The sequence below is a fragment of the Achromobacter sp. MYb9 genome (assembly GCF_002975275.1).
Taxonomy (GTDB): domain Bacteria; phylum Pseudomonadota; class Gammaproteobacteria; order Burkholderiales; family Burkholderiaceae_B; genus Achromobacter.
The window spans coordinates 123,672-138,794 of the sequence record NZ_PCOQ01000003.1; the positions used below are offsets into that span (position 1 = coordinate 123,672).

12 protein-coding genes are annotated in these 15,123 nt (G+C 64.1%); 3 read left to right on the plus strand and 9 right to left on the minus strand.

Annotation, left to right across the window (positions count from 1 at the left end; all coding sequences use genetic code 11):
- Positions 1-62: 62 nt before the first annotated feature.
- The 9 genes from catA to CQ050_RS07050 all read right to left on the minus strand — a co-directional run bounded on the left by catA (position 63) and on the right by CQ050_RS07050 (position 10,064).
- A complete protein-coding gene (gene catA / locus CQ050_RS07010; protein WP_105556087.1) occupies positions 63-998 on the minus strand; it encodes a catechol 1,2-dioxygenase in 936 nt (311 codons plus the stop codon).
- A 50-nt stretch (positions 999-1,048) separates the two neighbouring features.
- Positions 1,049-2,194 carry a muconate/chloromuconate family cycloisomerase gene (locus CQ050_RS07015; RefSeq protein WP_105556088.1) on the minus strand — a complete coding sequence of 382 codons (1,146 nt, stop codon included), beginning with the start codon at positions 2,192-2,194 and terminating at the stop codon, positions 1,049-1,051.
- Positions 2,195-2,481: 287 nt separating this feature from the next.
- Positions 2,482-3,663, minus strand: a complete 1,182-nt coding sequence (locus tag CQ050_RS07020; protein ID WP_105556089.1) for an MFS transporter — start codon at positions 3,661-3,663, stop codon at positions 2,482-2,484.
- A 155-nt stretch (positions 3,664-3,818) separates the two neighbouring features.
- On the minus strand, positions 3,819-4,097 hold the full coding sequence (locus tag CQ050_RS07025) for a hypothetical protein (RefSeq protein ID WP_105556090.1): 279 nt from the start codon (positions 4,095-4,097) through the stop codon (positions 3,819-3,821).
- A 148-nt stretch (positions 4,098-4,245) separates the two neighbouring features.
- Complete coding sequence (locus CQ050_RS07030) at positions 4,246-5,232, minus strand: tripartite tricarboxylate transporter substrate binding protein (RefSeq protein WP_105556091.1); 987 nt, start codon at positions 5,230-5,232, stop codon at positions 4,246-4,248.
- Between the two features lie 85 nt (positions 5,233-5,317).
- Positions 5,318-6,265: a hydroxymethylglutaryl-CoA lyase gene (locus CQ050_RS07035; RefSeq protein WP_105556092.1), complete on the minus strand. Its 948-nt coding sequence runs from the start codon at positions 6,263-6,265 to the stop codon at positions 5,318-5,320.
- Positions 6,262-7,455 carry a CaiB/BaiF CoA-transferase family protein gene (locus tag CQ050_RS07040; RefSeq protein ID WP_105556093.1) on the minus strand — a complete coding sequence of 398 codons (1,194 nt, stop codon included), beginning with the start codon at positions 7,453-7,455 and terminating at the stop codon, positions 6,262-6,264. The genes CQ050_RS07035 and CQ050_RS07040 overlap by 4 nt, the downstream gene beginning before the upstream one ends.
- Before the next feature lie 135 nt (positions 7,456-7,590).
- A complete protein-coding gene (locus CQ050_RS07045) occupies positions 7,591-8,487 on the minus strand; it encodes a LysR substrate-binding domain-containing protein (RefSeq protein ID WP_105556094.1) in 897 nt (298 codons plus the stop codon).
- 116 nt (positions 8,488-8,603) lie between these two features.
- A complete protein-coding gene (locus tag CQ050_RS07050) occupies positions 8,604-10,064 on the minus strand; it encodes an efflux transporter outer membrane subunit (RefSeq protein WP_105556095.1) in 1,461 nt (486 codons plus the stop codon).
- 89 nt (positions 10,065-10,153) lie between these two features.
- Here CQ050_RS07050 and CQ050_RS07055 point away from each other — a divergent pair, with 89 nt between their 5' ends.
- From CQ050_RS07055 to CQ050_RS07065, 3 genes are all read left to right on the plus strand, one after another.
- Positions 10,154-10,768: a TetR/AcrR family transcriptional regulator gene (locus CQ050_RS07055; RefSeq protein ID WP_105556096.1), complete on the plus strand. Its 615-nt coding sequence runs from the start codon at positions 10,154-10,156 to the stop codon at positions 10,766-10,768.
- Between the two features lie 79 nt (positions 10,769-10,847).
- Positions 10,848-11,957, plus strand: a complete 1,110-nt coding sequence (locus CQ050_RS07060) for an efflux RND transporter periplasmic adaptor subunit (RefSeq protein WP_105556097.1) — start codon at positions 10,848-10,850, stop codon at positions 11,955-11,957.
- Entirely contained in the window at positions 11,954-15,043 is a 3,090-nt protein-coding gene (locus CQ050_RS07065; RefSeq protein WP_105556098.1) for an efflux RND transporter permease subunit, read from the plus strand. The genes CQ050_RS07060 and CQ050_RS07065 overlap by 4 nt, the downstream gene beginning before the upstream one ends.
- Positions 15,044-15,123 lie beyond the last annotated feature (80 nt).

Sequence of the window (15,123 nt, forward strand, 5' to 3'; positions counted from 1 at the left end):
ATGCGTTATTGGTATGCGGTCAAGACGGCCCTGCGCCAGGCGGCGCGCAAGGCCTTGCGGCGTTACGCCTGGACGCTGGCGCGCGGGCGGTTGACGATCTGGTTGTCTTTGCCCTGTATCAGGCTGGTCAGCGCAAAGTTGAATTCGATTTCCTTGTAGGAATCGGCTTTCAAGCCCAGCTTGTCGCCGCCGGTTTTTTCCACCACCGGCGGAATCAAACCTTCACGCGTGGCATACGCGAAGTCGTCCCAGATCAGCGGGTCGCCTTCGATATTGAATTGCGTCGTCAGCTTGCGGTGCTGGTCGGCGCTGACGAAGAAGTGCACGTGCGCGGGGCGGTTGCCGTGGCGGCCCAGCGTGTCCAGCAGCTGCTGCGTGGCGCCCTGCGGCGGACAGCCGTAGCCGACCGGCATGAGGGTGCGGAATTCGTATTCGCCATTGGGGCCGGTCTTGACCGCGCCGCGCAGGTTGAAATCGGTCTGCGCGCCGGTGGGGTCAAAGTGTGAGTAAAAGCCGTTGGAGTTGGCGTGCCAGCATTCGACCACTGCGTTGGCCAGCGGCGCGCCGTTCGTGTCGGTGACCACGCCACGTATCACCAGCGGGCCGGCGTTCTCGTCCGCGTCCAGGTCAATGCGCGACACGCCATCGCGCAGCGGCGCCCCGGCCACGTACAGCGGGCCTTCAATGGTGCGCGGCGTGCCGCCGTCCAGGCCCGCACGCTTGTCCTCTTCATCCATGCGGATGTCCAGGTATTTTTCCAGGCCCAGGCCGGCCGCCAGCAACGCGGCTTCGCCGTCGCGGCCCAGCTTGTTCAGGTAGTTCACGCCGGCCCAGACCTCGTCCGGCGTAATGTCCAGGTCGTCTATCGCCTTGAAGAGATCGCTTAACAGGCGGTGCGCGATCTGCTTGAAACGAGGGGTGCCCTCGGCGCCTTCCAGATTGGTGGCGGCGGCCAGCAGGTCCTGGACTTCCTTGCTGTTGAAAATATTCAGGCTCATGGTTTTGTCTCCGTTTGGTTTTCGCTGCATGCGGGGAACGACGCCCGCAATCACTGTCGTTTGTTGGTCACTTTGATCAGCCCGTCGCGGGTGAAGCGCTTGACCCGAGCCTCGTCCAGTTCGATACCCAGGCCGGGGCCGGCGGGCACGGTCAGTTCAAAGTCGCTGTAGTCCAGCGGCTGCGTCAGGATTTCTTCGGTGATGAGCAAGGGGCCGAACAGTTCCGTGCCCCATTGCAGTTGGGCAAAGCTGGCGAACAGATGCGCCGCCGCGATGGTGCTGACCGCGCCTTCCAGCATCGTGCCGCCGTACAGCTCAATGCCCGCGGCATCGGCAATCGCGGCCACACGCTGGGCGGCGAACAGGCCGCCGTTTTGTTCGATCTTGATGGCGAACACGTCGGCACCGTGCTCGCGGGCAATGCCGAAAGCACTTTCAGGGCCTTGCACCACTTCGTCGGCCATCAGCGCAATGGGAAAGCGTCGCATCAGTCGCGCCAGCGACACCGCGCTGGCCACGGGCTGCTCGACCAGTTCACAGCCCACCTGCGCCAATGCGGGAATGGCCCAGGAGGCTTGCGCCTCGCTCCAGGCCATGTTGACGTCCACTCGCACCGACGCCCGGTCGCCCAGCGCGCTCTTGATATCGGCCACATGCTGGATATCGACCTTGGGGTCCCTGCTGCCGATCTTCAGTTTGAAAATGCGATGACGCCGCGTATCCAGCATCTGTTCCGCCTCGGCGATGTCGCGCGCGGTATCGCCCGAGGCCAGTGCCCATGCCACCGGCAGCCGATCACGGCGCCGTCCGCCCAGCAGTTCGCTGACGGGCACGCCCAAACGCTTGCCGTGCGCGTCCAGCAACGCAGTTTCCAGCGCGCTCTTGGCAAAGTGGTTCACTTTGACGAGCTTGCCCAGGTGCGCCATCAGGGCCTGGGTGCGGGTGGCGTCCTGGCCGATCATCGCGGGCGCGAAGTAGGCGTCGATGGCCAGCTTCATCGCCTCGGGGCTTTCAGGCCCGTACGCCATGCCGGCAATGGTGGTGCCTTCGCCGATACCCACGACCCCATCGCTGCACACCACCCGGACAAGCATCAACGTCTGCCCATACATCGTGGCGACGGATAGTTTGTGCGGCCGAATGGTCGGAAGATCGATGAGAGACGTTTCGATGCGTTCGATAGTTGCTGCGGGCATGTTGGGCACAAAAAGGATAAGGGTCGGGATGTGGATTTATAGGTCCCGCCCGCTTTTTGCGTCCAATACTTTAGGAGTCCAAATTGATACCTTGTAGGTATATATCGTGGATTACGCCCCGTTGAAGGTCATCGCCGTGCGTCCCGCTTCGTCCCTATAAGGGTTTATCAGTAAAGGGGTATTAGGAAGAATGCGGTATTCGTCTTGGGCTTTTATGTGGCGCCTAATACCTTTAGGGTATGTAAGACTGGCTGTTCGTGGGCGGGGCCTCTACCGGCGTAACGGGTTCAAGTCTGCGCGCGGCGAGGCAGCCAGCGCCAGAACACACCGGCTGCCACCAAACCCAGCGAGCCAACGCCGAATGACGCGCCGCCCAGCGACACCAGGGCGGTCAGCACCGACAGCGCCACCGGCCCACCGCTGGCGCCCAGGTCGGCCATGAAGCGCCAGATACCCAGGAATTGCGTGCGCGCGCCCGCTGGCGCGGCGTCGGCGCCCAGCGTCATCACGATGCCTGAACCAATGCCGTTGCCGAAACCCAGCAGCGCCGACACCAGGACGAAGCTCGCCACGCCGCTGGTTAGCGGGATCGCCATCAGGCTCAGTCCCATCAGAAGCGTACACGGCAGCGCCACCCACAGGCGGCCACGCTGGTCCATTACTTTGCCCGCCGGATAAAACACGGACATGTCGACCGCGGCGACCAGCCCATAGACGAGCGAGGTCGTGGTGGCGTCCAGGCCAAGATGGTCCGCCCACAGCGGAATGACCACCTGGCGCGACGCGCGCAGCGCGCTGATCAGCATTACGCCGACGCCGAGCGTAGCGTACACGCCGCGATGGTCACGCGCGACTTCACCCATGCGGGCTCGCGGCGCACCCGCGCCCGCGCCACCGGAGGGCTCGATGTCAGGCGCCTTGAGGGCGATGAATCCCGCGCCCAGCATGGCGCCGATGGCAATCCAATAGGCGCCGTCAAGACCCAGATAATGGATGAGCCCTGCGCCCGCGAAGGGACCGATGAAGGTGCCGATTCGGGTCGTACCGCCCAGCGTGGACAAGGCGCGCGCCCGGTACGCCAGCGGTACGACCTCGATCATGTAGCTCTGGCGCGCTAGCTGGAACACCGACTGCGCGCACCCCTGCATCAGCATGGCCAACGCCAGCACCCACAGGGTGGGAATGCCGATCACAAGCGCCAGGCCGATCACGCTCAACAGGGCCGCCCCGGTCATCGCTCGCTTCTCGCCGAAGCGTTCGGTGATCAGCGCGGACGGAATGTTGGAGAGCAGCGAACCGACCCCGATAAGGGCGGCGATCAGGCCGGCGGTGGCTACCGAGGCACCCTGTTCTCGCGCAGTTAACGCGATTACGGGAAGGATGGCGCCATTGCTGATGCCATAAAGGAGCGACGGGCCGAACGCTGGAATGGCGATCTGCTTCAGATTGAACGAATCAGGTTGCGACATGAAGACATGTTGGGAACACGGCCGCCTGCCTGCCGCTTTGCCTTTGCGCGGGGCCGGCCCAGCGGCCATCGACGCGGGATCCCGAGAGTGTAGCGGGAGCCTTCCCCGTCCACCTGTCAACCGCCTGACAGCGCGCGCTTGCCCGCGCCAGCCACTTATGCCTGCTCGCGCTGCGCCCCTCGCGTCGACAGCCACGCGCGACCCTTGGGCGTCAAAACCGCCACCGGGGTTTTCGTCGCCGCGGACGGATCGGGGGCCAGATCGACCAGCCCGTTGGCGGTCGCGTCCTCCCATGCAGAAAGGCGCGGACATGACGTGCGCCACGCCTCCATGATGTCGGCGTAGGTACGCGGTCGTTCGGCCACCCAGATCAGGAACTGCGTCAGATTGCCCAGTTGGGAAGCGCTGGCCTCGATGTAGGGGGTGTCGAGCATGGCGGACTCCAGTGCGTTTTGCCGACGTTCACGATACTCCCATGGCAAGCGCGCTGGTGACGGGGGGTCGGTGGCCTTCGCGCTTCTGCGTCTGACCGTCCAGCTTTGGGAAGACCCGCCTTTCCCATTCCTGGACGGAAACCTGCGATCAGTTGGCCGTGATGTTGGCGGCCTTGACCACCTTGCCCCAACGGTCCAATTCCGATTGCGTATACGCCCCCAGTTCCTTCGGCCCCATGAAAATGGCTTCGGCGCCTTGTTCGGCGGCCTTCTGACGGAAGGCGTCGGTTTTCATGATCTTCTGGATTTCACCAGCGATCTTGTCCACGACCGGCGCGGGCGTGTCCTTGGGCGCGTACATGGCGAACCACGACGACACGATCAGGTCGGGATAGCCGGCTTCGGCGGCGGTCGGTACGTTCGGCAGGGACGGCAGGCGGGCGTTGCCCGTGACGGCCAGCGCCCGTAGCTTGCCGGCGGCGATCTGGCCCAACAGCGGCGGTGGCGTGGTGATGGTCATGTCCACGGCGCCGCCCAGCAGGTCGTTCAACGCGGGGCCGGTGCCCTTGTAGGGGATATGCGTGATCTGCGTGCCGGCCATCTGGTTCAGCAATTCGGTGGCCACCTGTTGCAGCGAGCCGTTGCCGGACGACGCGTAGTTCAGCTTGCCCGGGTTGGCCTTGGCGTACGCCACCAGTTCCTTCAGCGAATTGATGGGCAGGTCGGGACGCACCACAACGACTTGCGGCGCCGACAGCACGTTGGCGACGGGGGCGAAGTCCTTGATGGGATCCCAGCCGGCGGCGGGCGTTACGTGGGGCGTGATGACCTGGAAACCGGAGTATTGCAGCAGCAGCGTATAGCCGTCGGGCTTGGCGCGGGCCACCGCCTGCGCGGCGATGCCGCCGGAGGCGCCCGGCTTGTTCTCGACTACGACGCTCTGGCCAAGCGCCGCGCCCAGGGGCTGGGCGATCAGGCGGGCGGCAATGTCGGTGGTGCCGCCGGGCGCGGCGGACACGATCAGCGTGACAGGGCGGTTGGGAAAGTCCGCTTGCGCGCTGGCGGCGCTGGCGCCGATGGTCAGCGCGGCGGCGATACCGGCGCGCAGGATGGTGGGCAGGCTTGGGAATGCCATGGGATGTCTCCTTGGTTTTTTATAGGTGTGGTCAAAACAATCGGATGAAACGGCTGCGCTACATCGGTAGCGCACTACATCGCTGCTACTGCGGAAATTTCTCGGCCAGCCAGGCGGGCGCGGTGTGGGTTGCCAGGCGTGGCCCCGCTTGCAGCAAGGCGTTGCTCAGATCGCGCTGCACCAGCGCGGGCAGGCCGCGGACGATGGCCAGCAAAGGCGCAAGCGACACGCCGGTGTCCACGCCCATGCAGGCGAACATGTGCACGAGTTCTTCGGTGTTGACGTTGCCGCTGGCGCCGGGCGCGTAAGGGCATCCGCCCAGGCCGCCGGCCGCCGCGTCGAAGCGGGTGATGCCGGTTTGCCAGGCGGCCATCGCGTTGGCCAGCGCCATGCCGCGCGTATTGTGCAGGTGCACGGTCAGCGCCACGCCGGGCAGGCGCGCGGACGCCAGTTCGCACAAGGCGGCCACTTGCGTCGGGAACGCCATGCCGGTGGTGTCGCACAGCGTGATGCCGGTGGCGCCTGCGTCCGCCAGCCGCGCGGCCAGGTCCAGCACCTGGTTCACGTCCACGTCGCCGTCAAACGGACAGCCGAAGGCGGTGGACAGTGACACGTTGCACGGCGTGCCGCTGCGGCCAGCGGCAGCCAGCACCTGCGACAGTTCCGCATACGACTGCTCGCGCGTCATGCGCAGGTTGGCGCGGTTATGCGTCTCGCTGCACGACATGACCAGGTTCATCTCGTCGGTGCCGGCTTCCAGCGCACGTTCCAGCCCGCGAATGTTGGGCACCAACGCGGTATAGATCACGCCCGGACGGCGGCGGATGCGGCGCATCACGTCCGTTGCGTCGGCCAGCGCGGGAATGGCCTTGGGCGACGTGAAACTGGTGACTTCGATGCGCGCAAAGCCGCAGTCGGACAAGGCGTCCACGAAGGCGACCTTGTCGTCGGTGGCGACCAGGGCTTTTTCTATCTGCAGGCCGTCGCGGGGGCCGACTTCGTTGATCTCGATCTTGGCGGGGCCGGCGTTCATGCAATCACTCCCTTGGCGCGCAGCGCGTCGCGTTGTTCGTTCGACAAGCCCGCCTGCGCCAGCACGGCATCGGTGTGCTCGCCCAGCGTGGGCGCGCGTTCGCGCACCGCGCCGGGGTTGGTGGACAGATACGGAAAGACCGCCGGCATTTCCACTTGCACGCCGGCGGCGGATGCCACGGTCGTGATGGCATTACGGGCCCGGTAGTGCGGGTCGGCGGCGATATCCGCCACCGAATAGATGCGGCCCGCCGGCACGTCGGCTTCGCGCATCGCGGCCAACACGTCGTCGATAAGCCGGGTCTGTGTCCACGCGCCGATGGCGGCATCGATTTCCGCGACGCGCCGGGCGCGGCCGTCGTTGTGCGCCAAGGCCGGGTCCTGGCCCAGGTCGTCGCGGCCAATGCGTGCCATCAGGCGGGTGTAGATGGCGTCGCCATTGCCGGCGATGAGCACGTAGCCGTCCTGGCAGGGATAGGCATTGGACGGCGCAATACCCGGCAACGCGGCGCCGGCCGGCTCGCGTACGGCGCCAAACACGGAATATTCGGGCAGCAGGCTTTCGCTAAGGTTGAACAGGCTTTCGTACAGCGCCGCGTCGATCACCTGGCCCACGCCGCCACGCGCGTCGCGCTGGTACAGCGCCATCATCACGCCCAGCGCGCCATGCAGGCCCGCGATGGTGTCGCCCAACGACAAGCCCGCCCGCACCGGCGCGCGGCCCGGTTCGCCGTTCAGGTAGCGCAGCCCGGCCATGGCCTCGCCGATGGCGGCAAAGCCCGGTTCGCGCGCCTTGGGACCGGTCTGGCCGTACCCCGAGATGCGCAGCATGATCAGGCGCGGGTTCAGTGCATGCAGGGTTTCCCACGACAAACCCCATTTTTCCAGGGTGCCGGGGCGGAAGTTCTCGATCAGCACGTCGGCCTGTTGCGCCAGGAGGCGCACGATGTCCTGGCCTTCCTGCTGGCGCAGGTCCACGCACACCGACTGCTTGTTGCGCGACTGCGCTTCCCACCACACGGACGTGCCTTCGTGCAGCAAACGCCATTTGCGCAGCGGGTCGCCTTGTCCGGGGGGCTCGATCTTGATGACCTGCGCGCCAAAATCCGCCAGGGTCTTGGCGGCGAACGGCCCTGCTATCAGTTGACCCAGCTCCAGCACGCGGATGCCAGCAAGAATCTGCCCAGCCATTACGCCTCCTTGGCGACACTCGATATTGATAGGCGGCAGTGTGCCCGCAAAGCGGCGCCCGGCGGAATGGAAAATCGGGGAAAGGGGGGTTCCTGGAACGAGAAACCCCCGGGCAAACCCGCAGCGGCAATCGCCTCAGTGATCGCCGCGCAGATGCGCCAGCAGCAGGCGGGCGCCAACGGTCAGCGTGTCGGCATCGCGCACGCCCAGCAGCAGCCAGCGGCGCGCCCATTCGTCGGTCAGGGGGATAAGTTTGATCGGCATCGACCGTGCATGCGGCTCGGCGGCGATGCGCGGCAGGATGCCCACGCCACGGGTCGCCGCCACCATGCGGCAGATGGCGTCAAAGCTGCGCACCTGGATGCGCAAGCGCATCGCCCGGCCCAGACGGCCGCTTTCGTCGGACAGGCGGGTCGCCAGCGACGTGGCCGGGGGCAGGCCGACGTAGTCGTAGGCCAACGTGTCCGCAAACGCCACCTGCGCCTCGGCCGCCAACGGATGGCGCTGCGGCACGATCAGCACCAGTTCATCCAGCCGATAGGGAAAGGTCGACAAGCCGTCGGCCGGCGTGCGGTCGGCGAATACGCCAATATCCGCGCGGTTCTCAAGCACCGCGGTGACGATGTCGCTGCTGTTCTGCTCTTCCAGGTCGATGCGCACGGCGGGATGGCCATCCATGAAGGCGGCCAGGTCTTCGGGCAGAAACTGCGTCAGCGACGAGGTATTGGCGGCGATACGCACCTGGCCGCGCACGCCTTGGGCGAAATCCGACAGCGCGCCCGTCATCTGCTCTACTTCCTGCAACACGCGAAGCGCGTGGACCAGGCAGGCTTGGCCCGCGTCGGTCAGCTCCACCCCGGCCGCGTTGCGGTACAGCAGCGCGGTGCCCAGGGCGGCCTCCAGGTCCGAAATGCGTTTGCTGGCCGCCCCAACCGCCAGATGCGACTGGCGTGCGCCGGCCGAGATGCTGCCCTGGCGCGCAACGGAAACAAACAGGGCAAGGGTGACGAGGTCGATGCGAGCAAGGTTCATGGAGAAATTCGGCGCGGAGTATGCCAAGGCGGTGGGGCTGATTGCTATGACCGCGTCGCCAATTCAATAATTATGTCCGAATTTCTCCCTTTGCCCCGATGCGCGCAAGCGCCAGGTCATCGAACCGCCACGGACTCGAACTGAGGGGGCAGCCAGCCGCCGCCAAGCGCCTTGAACACCGAAATGGCTGCCCGTGCCGACTCGGTCTGCGCCTGCGCCCTGGCATCCGAGGCCTGCAGCAGGGTTTCGTCCGCATGCAGGACATCGATCAGGCTGGCCGTGCCTTTCTCGTAGGCCATGAACGACGACTGACGCGCACGCGTCAACGAGTCCTCGCCACCGGTAAGCGTCGTGGCTTGCGTCTCCCGGTTGACCAGGGCCGAGAACGCGTTCTCGACGTCTTCGGTGGCGCGCAGCACGGACTGGCGGTAGGCCGCGAGCGCTTCTGCTTCCTGTCCCTTCGCTTGATCGATCTGCGCATTGATGCGGCCGAAGTCGAAAAGCCGCCACCGCAGGCCCAGAACTGCGGCCGACTGGCTGGCGCCGCTTGCGAACAGGTTGCCGCTGGAAATGGAAGTGGCGCTACCCAGCAAGGCATCCAGGGAGAATTTCGGGTAGTACTCGGCGATAGCCACGCCAATGCGCGCATTGGACGCAGCAAGGCGACGTTCTGCCACGATGAGATCGGGTCGACGGCGTAACAGATCCGCGGGCGTACCTGCGGAGGTGATCTGCGGTGCCTTCGGGATAGCTCCGGTGGCTGCCAGTTCCGTGCGATGGGTGCCGGGCGGGGTGCCCAGCATGACGTCCAGTGCATTCATCGCCGCATCCAGGCCGGTCTGGAGCACGGGAACCGTTGCCTGCACCTGTGCAAGCGAGCCTTCGGTCTGCCGAACCTGGTACTCGGCGGCAAGGCCCTTGCTGTGTAGCAACTGAACCTTCTCCAGCAACCCCCGTTGCGTCTTTACCTGGTGGTTTGCAATGTCCAGGCGTGCCTGCAATCCGCGGATGGTGATGTAAATGTCGGCGGTTTGCGCGGCGACGGCCAGTCGTGTGGCCGCAGCGCCTGCCTCGGATGCCTGGTATTCGGCGAGCGCGGCCTGGCGTTCGCGGCGCAACCCTCCAAACACATCCAATTCCCAGCTCGCACCCAGGTTGGTCTCATATGAGTTGCCGTACCGGTCGAAATCCGGGGTGGAGTTCAGCACCTGACCGAGCGGCGTTTCAATAGACTGATACGCACGTCCCGCCTGGCCATTGATGTTGCCGGTAGGCAATAATGCGGCTGTCGCGGCGCCGAGTCCGGCGCGCGCCTGAGTCACCCTGGCCAAGGCCTGGGCAAGATCCAGGTTTTGCTCGAGCGCCCTTGTGACGAAGTGACTCAGTACCGGGTCTCCAAAGCCCTCCCACCAGATCGCAAGGCTGGCAGGGGTAGCCGCCGTCCGTTGTTCGACGGCCTGCTTGCCCATGTAGTGCTCTGAAAGCGGAGCATCCGGCCGGTGATAATCCGGCCCCACCGCACAACCCGTCATCAGGCAGGCGCTCATCACCAGAGCGAGAGAGCGAGGGGAAAGCATGGGAGATCCTTGAATGAGCACTAAGAGGTGACGATATTACCGTATGGTCACTCGTTGTCAATCAAAGTTCTTCAGGCTAAGCTAAGTAAATGACTGAAAACAGTACTACACCGCCCTCGCGTGGGCCGTCGGAGCACAACGTGCGCGACCAGATCGTCGACGCGGCGACCGAGCATTTCAGCCACTACGGCTATGAGAAGACCACGGTGTCGGATCTGGCCAAGGCGATCGGCTTCTCCAAGGCTTACATCTATAAATTCTTCGATTCCAAGCAGGCCATCGGCGAGGTGATTTGCTCGAACCGTCTTGCGATCATCATGCAGGTCGTTGACTCGGTGGTCGCTGATTCGCCCACCGCGTCAGAGCGATTGCGTCGCCTGTTCCGCGCGCTGACCGAGACCGGCAGTGATCTTTTCTTCCATGATCGCAAGCTCTATGACATTGCCGCCGTTGCCGCACGCGATCAATGGCCTGCCGTGCGTGCGCTGGAGGCACATTTGCGTCAGGTGATCCAGAACATCCTTCTGGAGGGGCGCGAATCGGGCGAATTTGAGCGTAAGACACCGCTTGACGAAGCGTCCAACGCCATCTATCTGGTCATGCGGCCTTACATCAATCCTGTGCAGCTTCAGTACAACCTCGACATGGCGACGGAGTCGGCAGTGCAACTATCAGCGCTCATCCTGCGGAGCCTGTCGCCCTAGGTTTATAGTGACCGTTGACTTTAGTGGTCACTAGTCGCAGAATGCGGTTCCTGTTCTATTCATTTAAGTAAGGGAACCCATGCTTCGGCTACGACCTGCCACCATTGCCGTTTGCTTGCTGCCTTTCGTCTTGACGGCGTGTGGCGAGCCGTCCAAGGCCGACGATCCGCGCACGCACGCGCCACTCGTGAGATCGGCAGCGGTCCAACATTCTTCCGATACTTCCCGTTCGTTCACCGGCACTGTCGCGGCCCGGGTGCAGAGCGACTTGGGGTTCCGCGTATCGGGCAAGATCCTTGAGCGGCTGGTCGATACCGGACAGACCGTCAAGCGCGGTGAGCCGCTGATGCGCCTGGATCCCATTGACCTTGGTCTTCAGGCGCGCGCGCAGCAAGAGGCAGTGACGGCCGCGCGGGCGCGAGCCAAGCAAACCGCCGATGACGAGGCGCGTTATCGTGACCTGGTCGCGGCCGGCGCCGTGTCGGCATCGGCATATGACCAGATCAAGGCAGCCGCCGACGCGGCCAGGGCGCAGTTAAGCGCTTCGGTCGCACAGGCCAATGTGGCCCGCAATGCCTCGGGCTACGCCGTACTGTTGGCCGACGCCGATGGTGTGGTCATGGAAACACTGGCGGAGCCGGGGCAGGTCGTCAGCCCGGGGCAACCAGTGGTTCGACTGGCGCGGGCTGGCCAGCGAGAGGCAATCGTGAACTTGCCAGAGACGCTGCGCCCGGCCCCTGGATCCACGGCGCTGGCGACGCTATATGGCCGCAACACCGGTGCGGTATCCGCAACGCTGAGGCTGCTGTCTGACTCGGCGGACCGTCTTACTCGGACGTTCGAGGCGCGCTACGTACTGGAAGGTGCGCTGGCCAATGCCCCACTGGGCGCGACGGTTACGCTTCATATTCCCGAAGGACCCACCAACAAGCCGGTGCTTCAAGTGCCGATCGCGGCCATCTATAACGCCGGCAAGGGGCCGGGTGTGTGGGCAATTGCGGGCAACCCGGCAAAAGTGACGTGGCGATCCGTCGAGGTCCTGAGCCTGGGTGATGATGCCGCGCGCGTGTCCGGCGAGCTGAAGGCCGGCGAGCAGATTGTCGCGCTGGGCGCCCATCTGCTGCATGAGGGCGAGCAGGTCCGGCTGGCTTCTCAAAGCGTCGCCAGCGTAGCCGGGAGCCGTCCATGAGCGAGGGGCGTTTCAATCTTTCGGCGCTCGCCGTCCGTGAGCGCTCGGTTACGGTATTCCTCATTTTTCTGATTGCGATTGCCGGAACCTTGGCGTTCTTCCAGTTGGGTCGTGCGGAGGATCCGCCGTTCACGGTCAAGCAGATGACGATCATCACCGCCTGGCCGGGCGCTACTGCGCAGGAAATGCAGGATCAGGTGGCCGAGCCGCTTGAAAAGCGCATGCAGGAGCTGAAGTGGTACGACCGAACGGAAACCTACACCCGTCCCGGCTTGGCCTTCACCATGGTGTCTCTTGCCGACAAGACGCCGCCCTCCGAAGTCCAGGAGGAGTTCTATCAGGCCCGCAAGAAGCTCAGCGACGAATCGGGAAAGTTGCCGGCCGGTGTTATCGGACCGATGGTCAACGACGAGTTTTCGGACGTGACCTTTGCGCTCTTCGCGCTGAAAGCCCAGGGCGAGCCGCAGCGGTTGTTGGTGCGAGACGCCGAAACGCTGCGTCAACGTCTTCTGCACGTGCCCGGTGTCAAAAAAGTCAACATCATTGGCGAGCAGGCCGAACGTATTTTCGTCTCGTTTTCGCATGATCGTCTTGCCACGCTAGGCGTATCGCCACAGGACATTTTTTCTGCACTGAACAGTCAGAACGTCCTTACCCCGGCCGGCTCGATCGAGACCGAAGGGCCGCAGGTTTTCCTGCGGCTTGACGGGGCCTTCGACAAACTGGAAAAGATCCGCAATACGCCCATCGTAGCCGGGGGGCGCTCGCTCAAGCTTTCGGATGTGGCAACCGTCCAGCGCGGATATGAAGACCCTGCGACGTTCCTGGTGCGCAATAACGGCGAAGAGGCCTTGTTGTTGGGCGTCATTATGCGCGAAGGCTGGAACGGCCTGGATCTGGGCAAGGCGCTTGATGCCGAGGCGGTCAAAATCAATGAAGACATGCCACTGGGTATGACCCTGACCAAGGTCACCGACCAGTCTGTCAACATCAGCTCGGCGGTCGACGAATTCATGGTCAAGTTTTTCGTTGCCCTGCTGGTGGTGATGGTGGTGTGCTTTGTCAGCATGGGATGGCGAGTGGGCGTGGTGGTCGCGGCGGCGGTGCCGCTGACGCTGGCAGTGGTGTTCGTGATTATGGCGGCCACCGGCAAGAACTTCGACCGAATCACCCTGGGTTCTCTGATACTGGCGCTTGGCCTGTTGGTGGACGACGCCATCATTGCCATCGAAATGATGGTCGTGAAAATGGAGGAAGGCTATGACCGGATCAGAGCCTCGGCGTATGCCTGGAGCCACACCGCGGCGCCAATGCTCTCTGGCACCCTGGTCACCGCAGTCGGCTTCATGCCCAACGGCTTTGCCCAGTCGACGGCGGGCGAGTACACCAGCAACATGTTCTGGATCGTGGGCATTGCCCTGATCGCCTCGTGGGTCGTCGCCGTGGTCTTTACGCCCTACCTCGGGGTGAAGATGCTGCCGGACATCAAAAAGGTGGCCGGGGGGCACGCGGCGATTTACGACACGCCTCGCTATAACCGCTTCCGCAAGGTGCTGACCCGTGTCATCGCCCGCAAGTGGCTGGTGGCTGGAACGGTCATCGCGGCATTTGCGGTGGCGATCGCCGGCATGGGCGTGGTCAAGAAGCAGTTCTTTCCGAATTCTGATCGTCCGGAAGTGCTGGTCGAGGTGCAGATGCCCTATGGCACCTCCATTGAGCAAACGAGCGCCACCACGGCGAAGATCGAAGCCTGGCTGCAAAAGCAGGAAGAAGCGCTGATCGTCACGGCGTATGTTGGCCAGGGCGCGCCGCGCTTCTATCTGGCCATGGCGCCTGAGCTGCCCGACCCCTCGTTTGCGAAGATTGTCGTGCTTACCGACAGCCAGGAGGCGCGCGAAAAGCTCAAGCTTCGCCTGCGCGAAGCCGCGGCTGACGGACTTGCGCCGGAAGCCCGCGTGAGGGTCTCACAGCTCGTGTTCGGCCCGTATTCGCCGTTCCCCGTGGCCTATCGTGTGATGGGACCCGATCCGTCCACGTTGCGCGATATCGCCGGTCAGGTGCAGCAGGTGATGCAAGCCAGTCCCATGATGCGCACGGTCAATACCGACTGGGGACCGCTGGTGCCGACACTGCATTTCTCGCTGGATCAGGATCGTTTGCAGGCGGTTGGGCTGACGTCTTCTGCCGTCGCCCAGCAGTTGCAATTCCTGCTCACGGGCGTGCCGATCACATCCGTCCGCGAAGATATTCGTTCGGTTCAGGTCGTGGGGCGCGCAGCGGGCGATATCCGACTCGATCCGGCCAAGATTGAGGGCTTTACCCTGGTGGGTTCCGCTGGCCAGCGCATCCCACTGTCTCAGGTGGGCAAAGCCGATGTTCGCATGGAAGATCCCATTCTGCGTCGTCGGGACCGCACCCCCACGATTACCGTGCGGGGCGATATTGCCGAAGGCCTGCAGCCGCCTGACGTGTCTGCCGCGATTACCAAGGCCTTGCAGCCGGTAATCGACAAGCTTCCTGACGGTTACCGGATTGAACAGTCGGGTTCGATCGAGGAATCGGGCAAAGCCAGCACGGCGATGTTGCCGCTGTTCCCGATCATGATCGCCCTGACGCTGCTGATCATCATTCTGCAGGTGCGTTCGATGTCGGCCATGGTCATGGTGTTCCTCACTGCGCCGCTTGGGCTGATCGGTGTGGTGCCGACCTTGCTGATTTTCCAGCAGCCGTTTGGCATCAACGCACTGGTGGGCCTGATCGCTCTGTCGGGCATCCTGATGCGGAACACGCTGATTCTGATCGGGCAGATACACCACAATGAGCACGAGGGGTTGGACCCCTTCCACGCGGTGGTGGAAGCCACGGTGCAGCGCTCGCGTCCGGTGCTGCTCACCGCCCTGGCGGCCATTCTGGCCTTCATTCCGCTCACGCACTCGGTGTTCTGGGGAACGCTGGCCTATACCCTGATCGGAGGCACGCTGGGCGGCACGATCATGACACTCGTCTTTCTGCCGGCGATGTATTCGATCTGGTTCAAGATTCGCCCAGAGCAGGGCAGAAACACCCAAGAGGCTCAGCACGCATAGCCCGGGCGGCGGGATGGCGGCTTGCTGCCTCCCGCCCGCCATACCGCAACGCTATGGGTGACGACGTCCGCGTTCGATCC

Excerpts from the sequence above, each read along its gene's own strand:
- catA (WP_105556087.1), bottom strand. The coding sequence starts at position 998 with ATGAGCCTGAATATTTTCAACAGCAAGGAAGTCCAGGACCTGCTGGCC.
- CQ050_RS07015 (WP_105556088.1), bottom strand. The coding sequence starts at position 2,194 with ATGCCCGCAGCAACTATCGAACGCATCGAAACGTCTCTCATCGATCTT.
- CQ050_RS07020 (WP_105556089.1), bottom strand. The coding sequence starts at position 3,663 with ATGTCGCAACCTGATTCGTTCAATCTGAAGCAGATCGCCATTCCAGCG.
- CQ050_RS07025 (WP_105556090.1), bottom strand. The coding sequence starts at position 4,097 with ATGCTCGACACCCCCTACATCGAGGCCAGCGCTTCCCAACTGGGCAAT.
- CQ050_RS07030 (WP_105556091.1), bottom strand. The coding sequence starts at position 5,232 with ATGGCATTCCCAAGCCTGCCCACCATCCTGCGCGCCGGTATCGCCGCC.
- CQ050_RS07035 (WP_105556092.1), bottom strand. The coding sequence starts at position 6,265 with ATGAACGCCGGCCCCGCCAAGATCGAGATCAACGAAGTCGGCCCCCGC.
- CQ050_RS07040 (WP_105556093.1), bottom strand. The coding sequence starts at position 7,455 with ATGGCTGGGCAGATTCTTGCTGGCATCCGCGTGCTGGAGCTGGGTCAA.
- CQ050_RS07045 (WP_105556094.1), bottom strand. The coding sequence starts at position 8,487 with ATGAACCTTGCTCGCATCGACCTCGTCACCCTTGCCCTGTTTGTTTCC.
- CQ050_RS07050 (WP_105556095.1), bottom strand. The coding sequence starts at position 10,064 with ATGCTTTCCCCTCGCTCTCTCGCTCTGGTGATGAGCGCCTGCCTGATG.
- CQ050_RS07055 (WP_105556096.1), top strand. The coding sequence starts at position 10,154 with ATGACTGAAAACAGTACTACACCGCCCTCGCGTGGGCCGTCGGAGCAC.
- CQ050_RS07060 (WP_105556097.1), top strand. The coding sequence starts at position 10,848 with ATGCTTCGGCTACGACCTGCCACCATTGCCGTTTGCTTGCTGCCTTTC.
- CQ050_RS07065 (WP_105556098.1), top strand. The coding sequence starts at position 11,954 with ATGAGCGAGGGGCGTTTCAATCTTTCGGCGCTCGCCGTCCGTGAGCGC.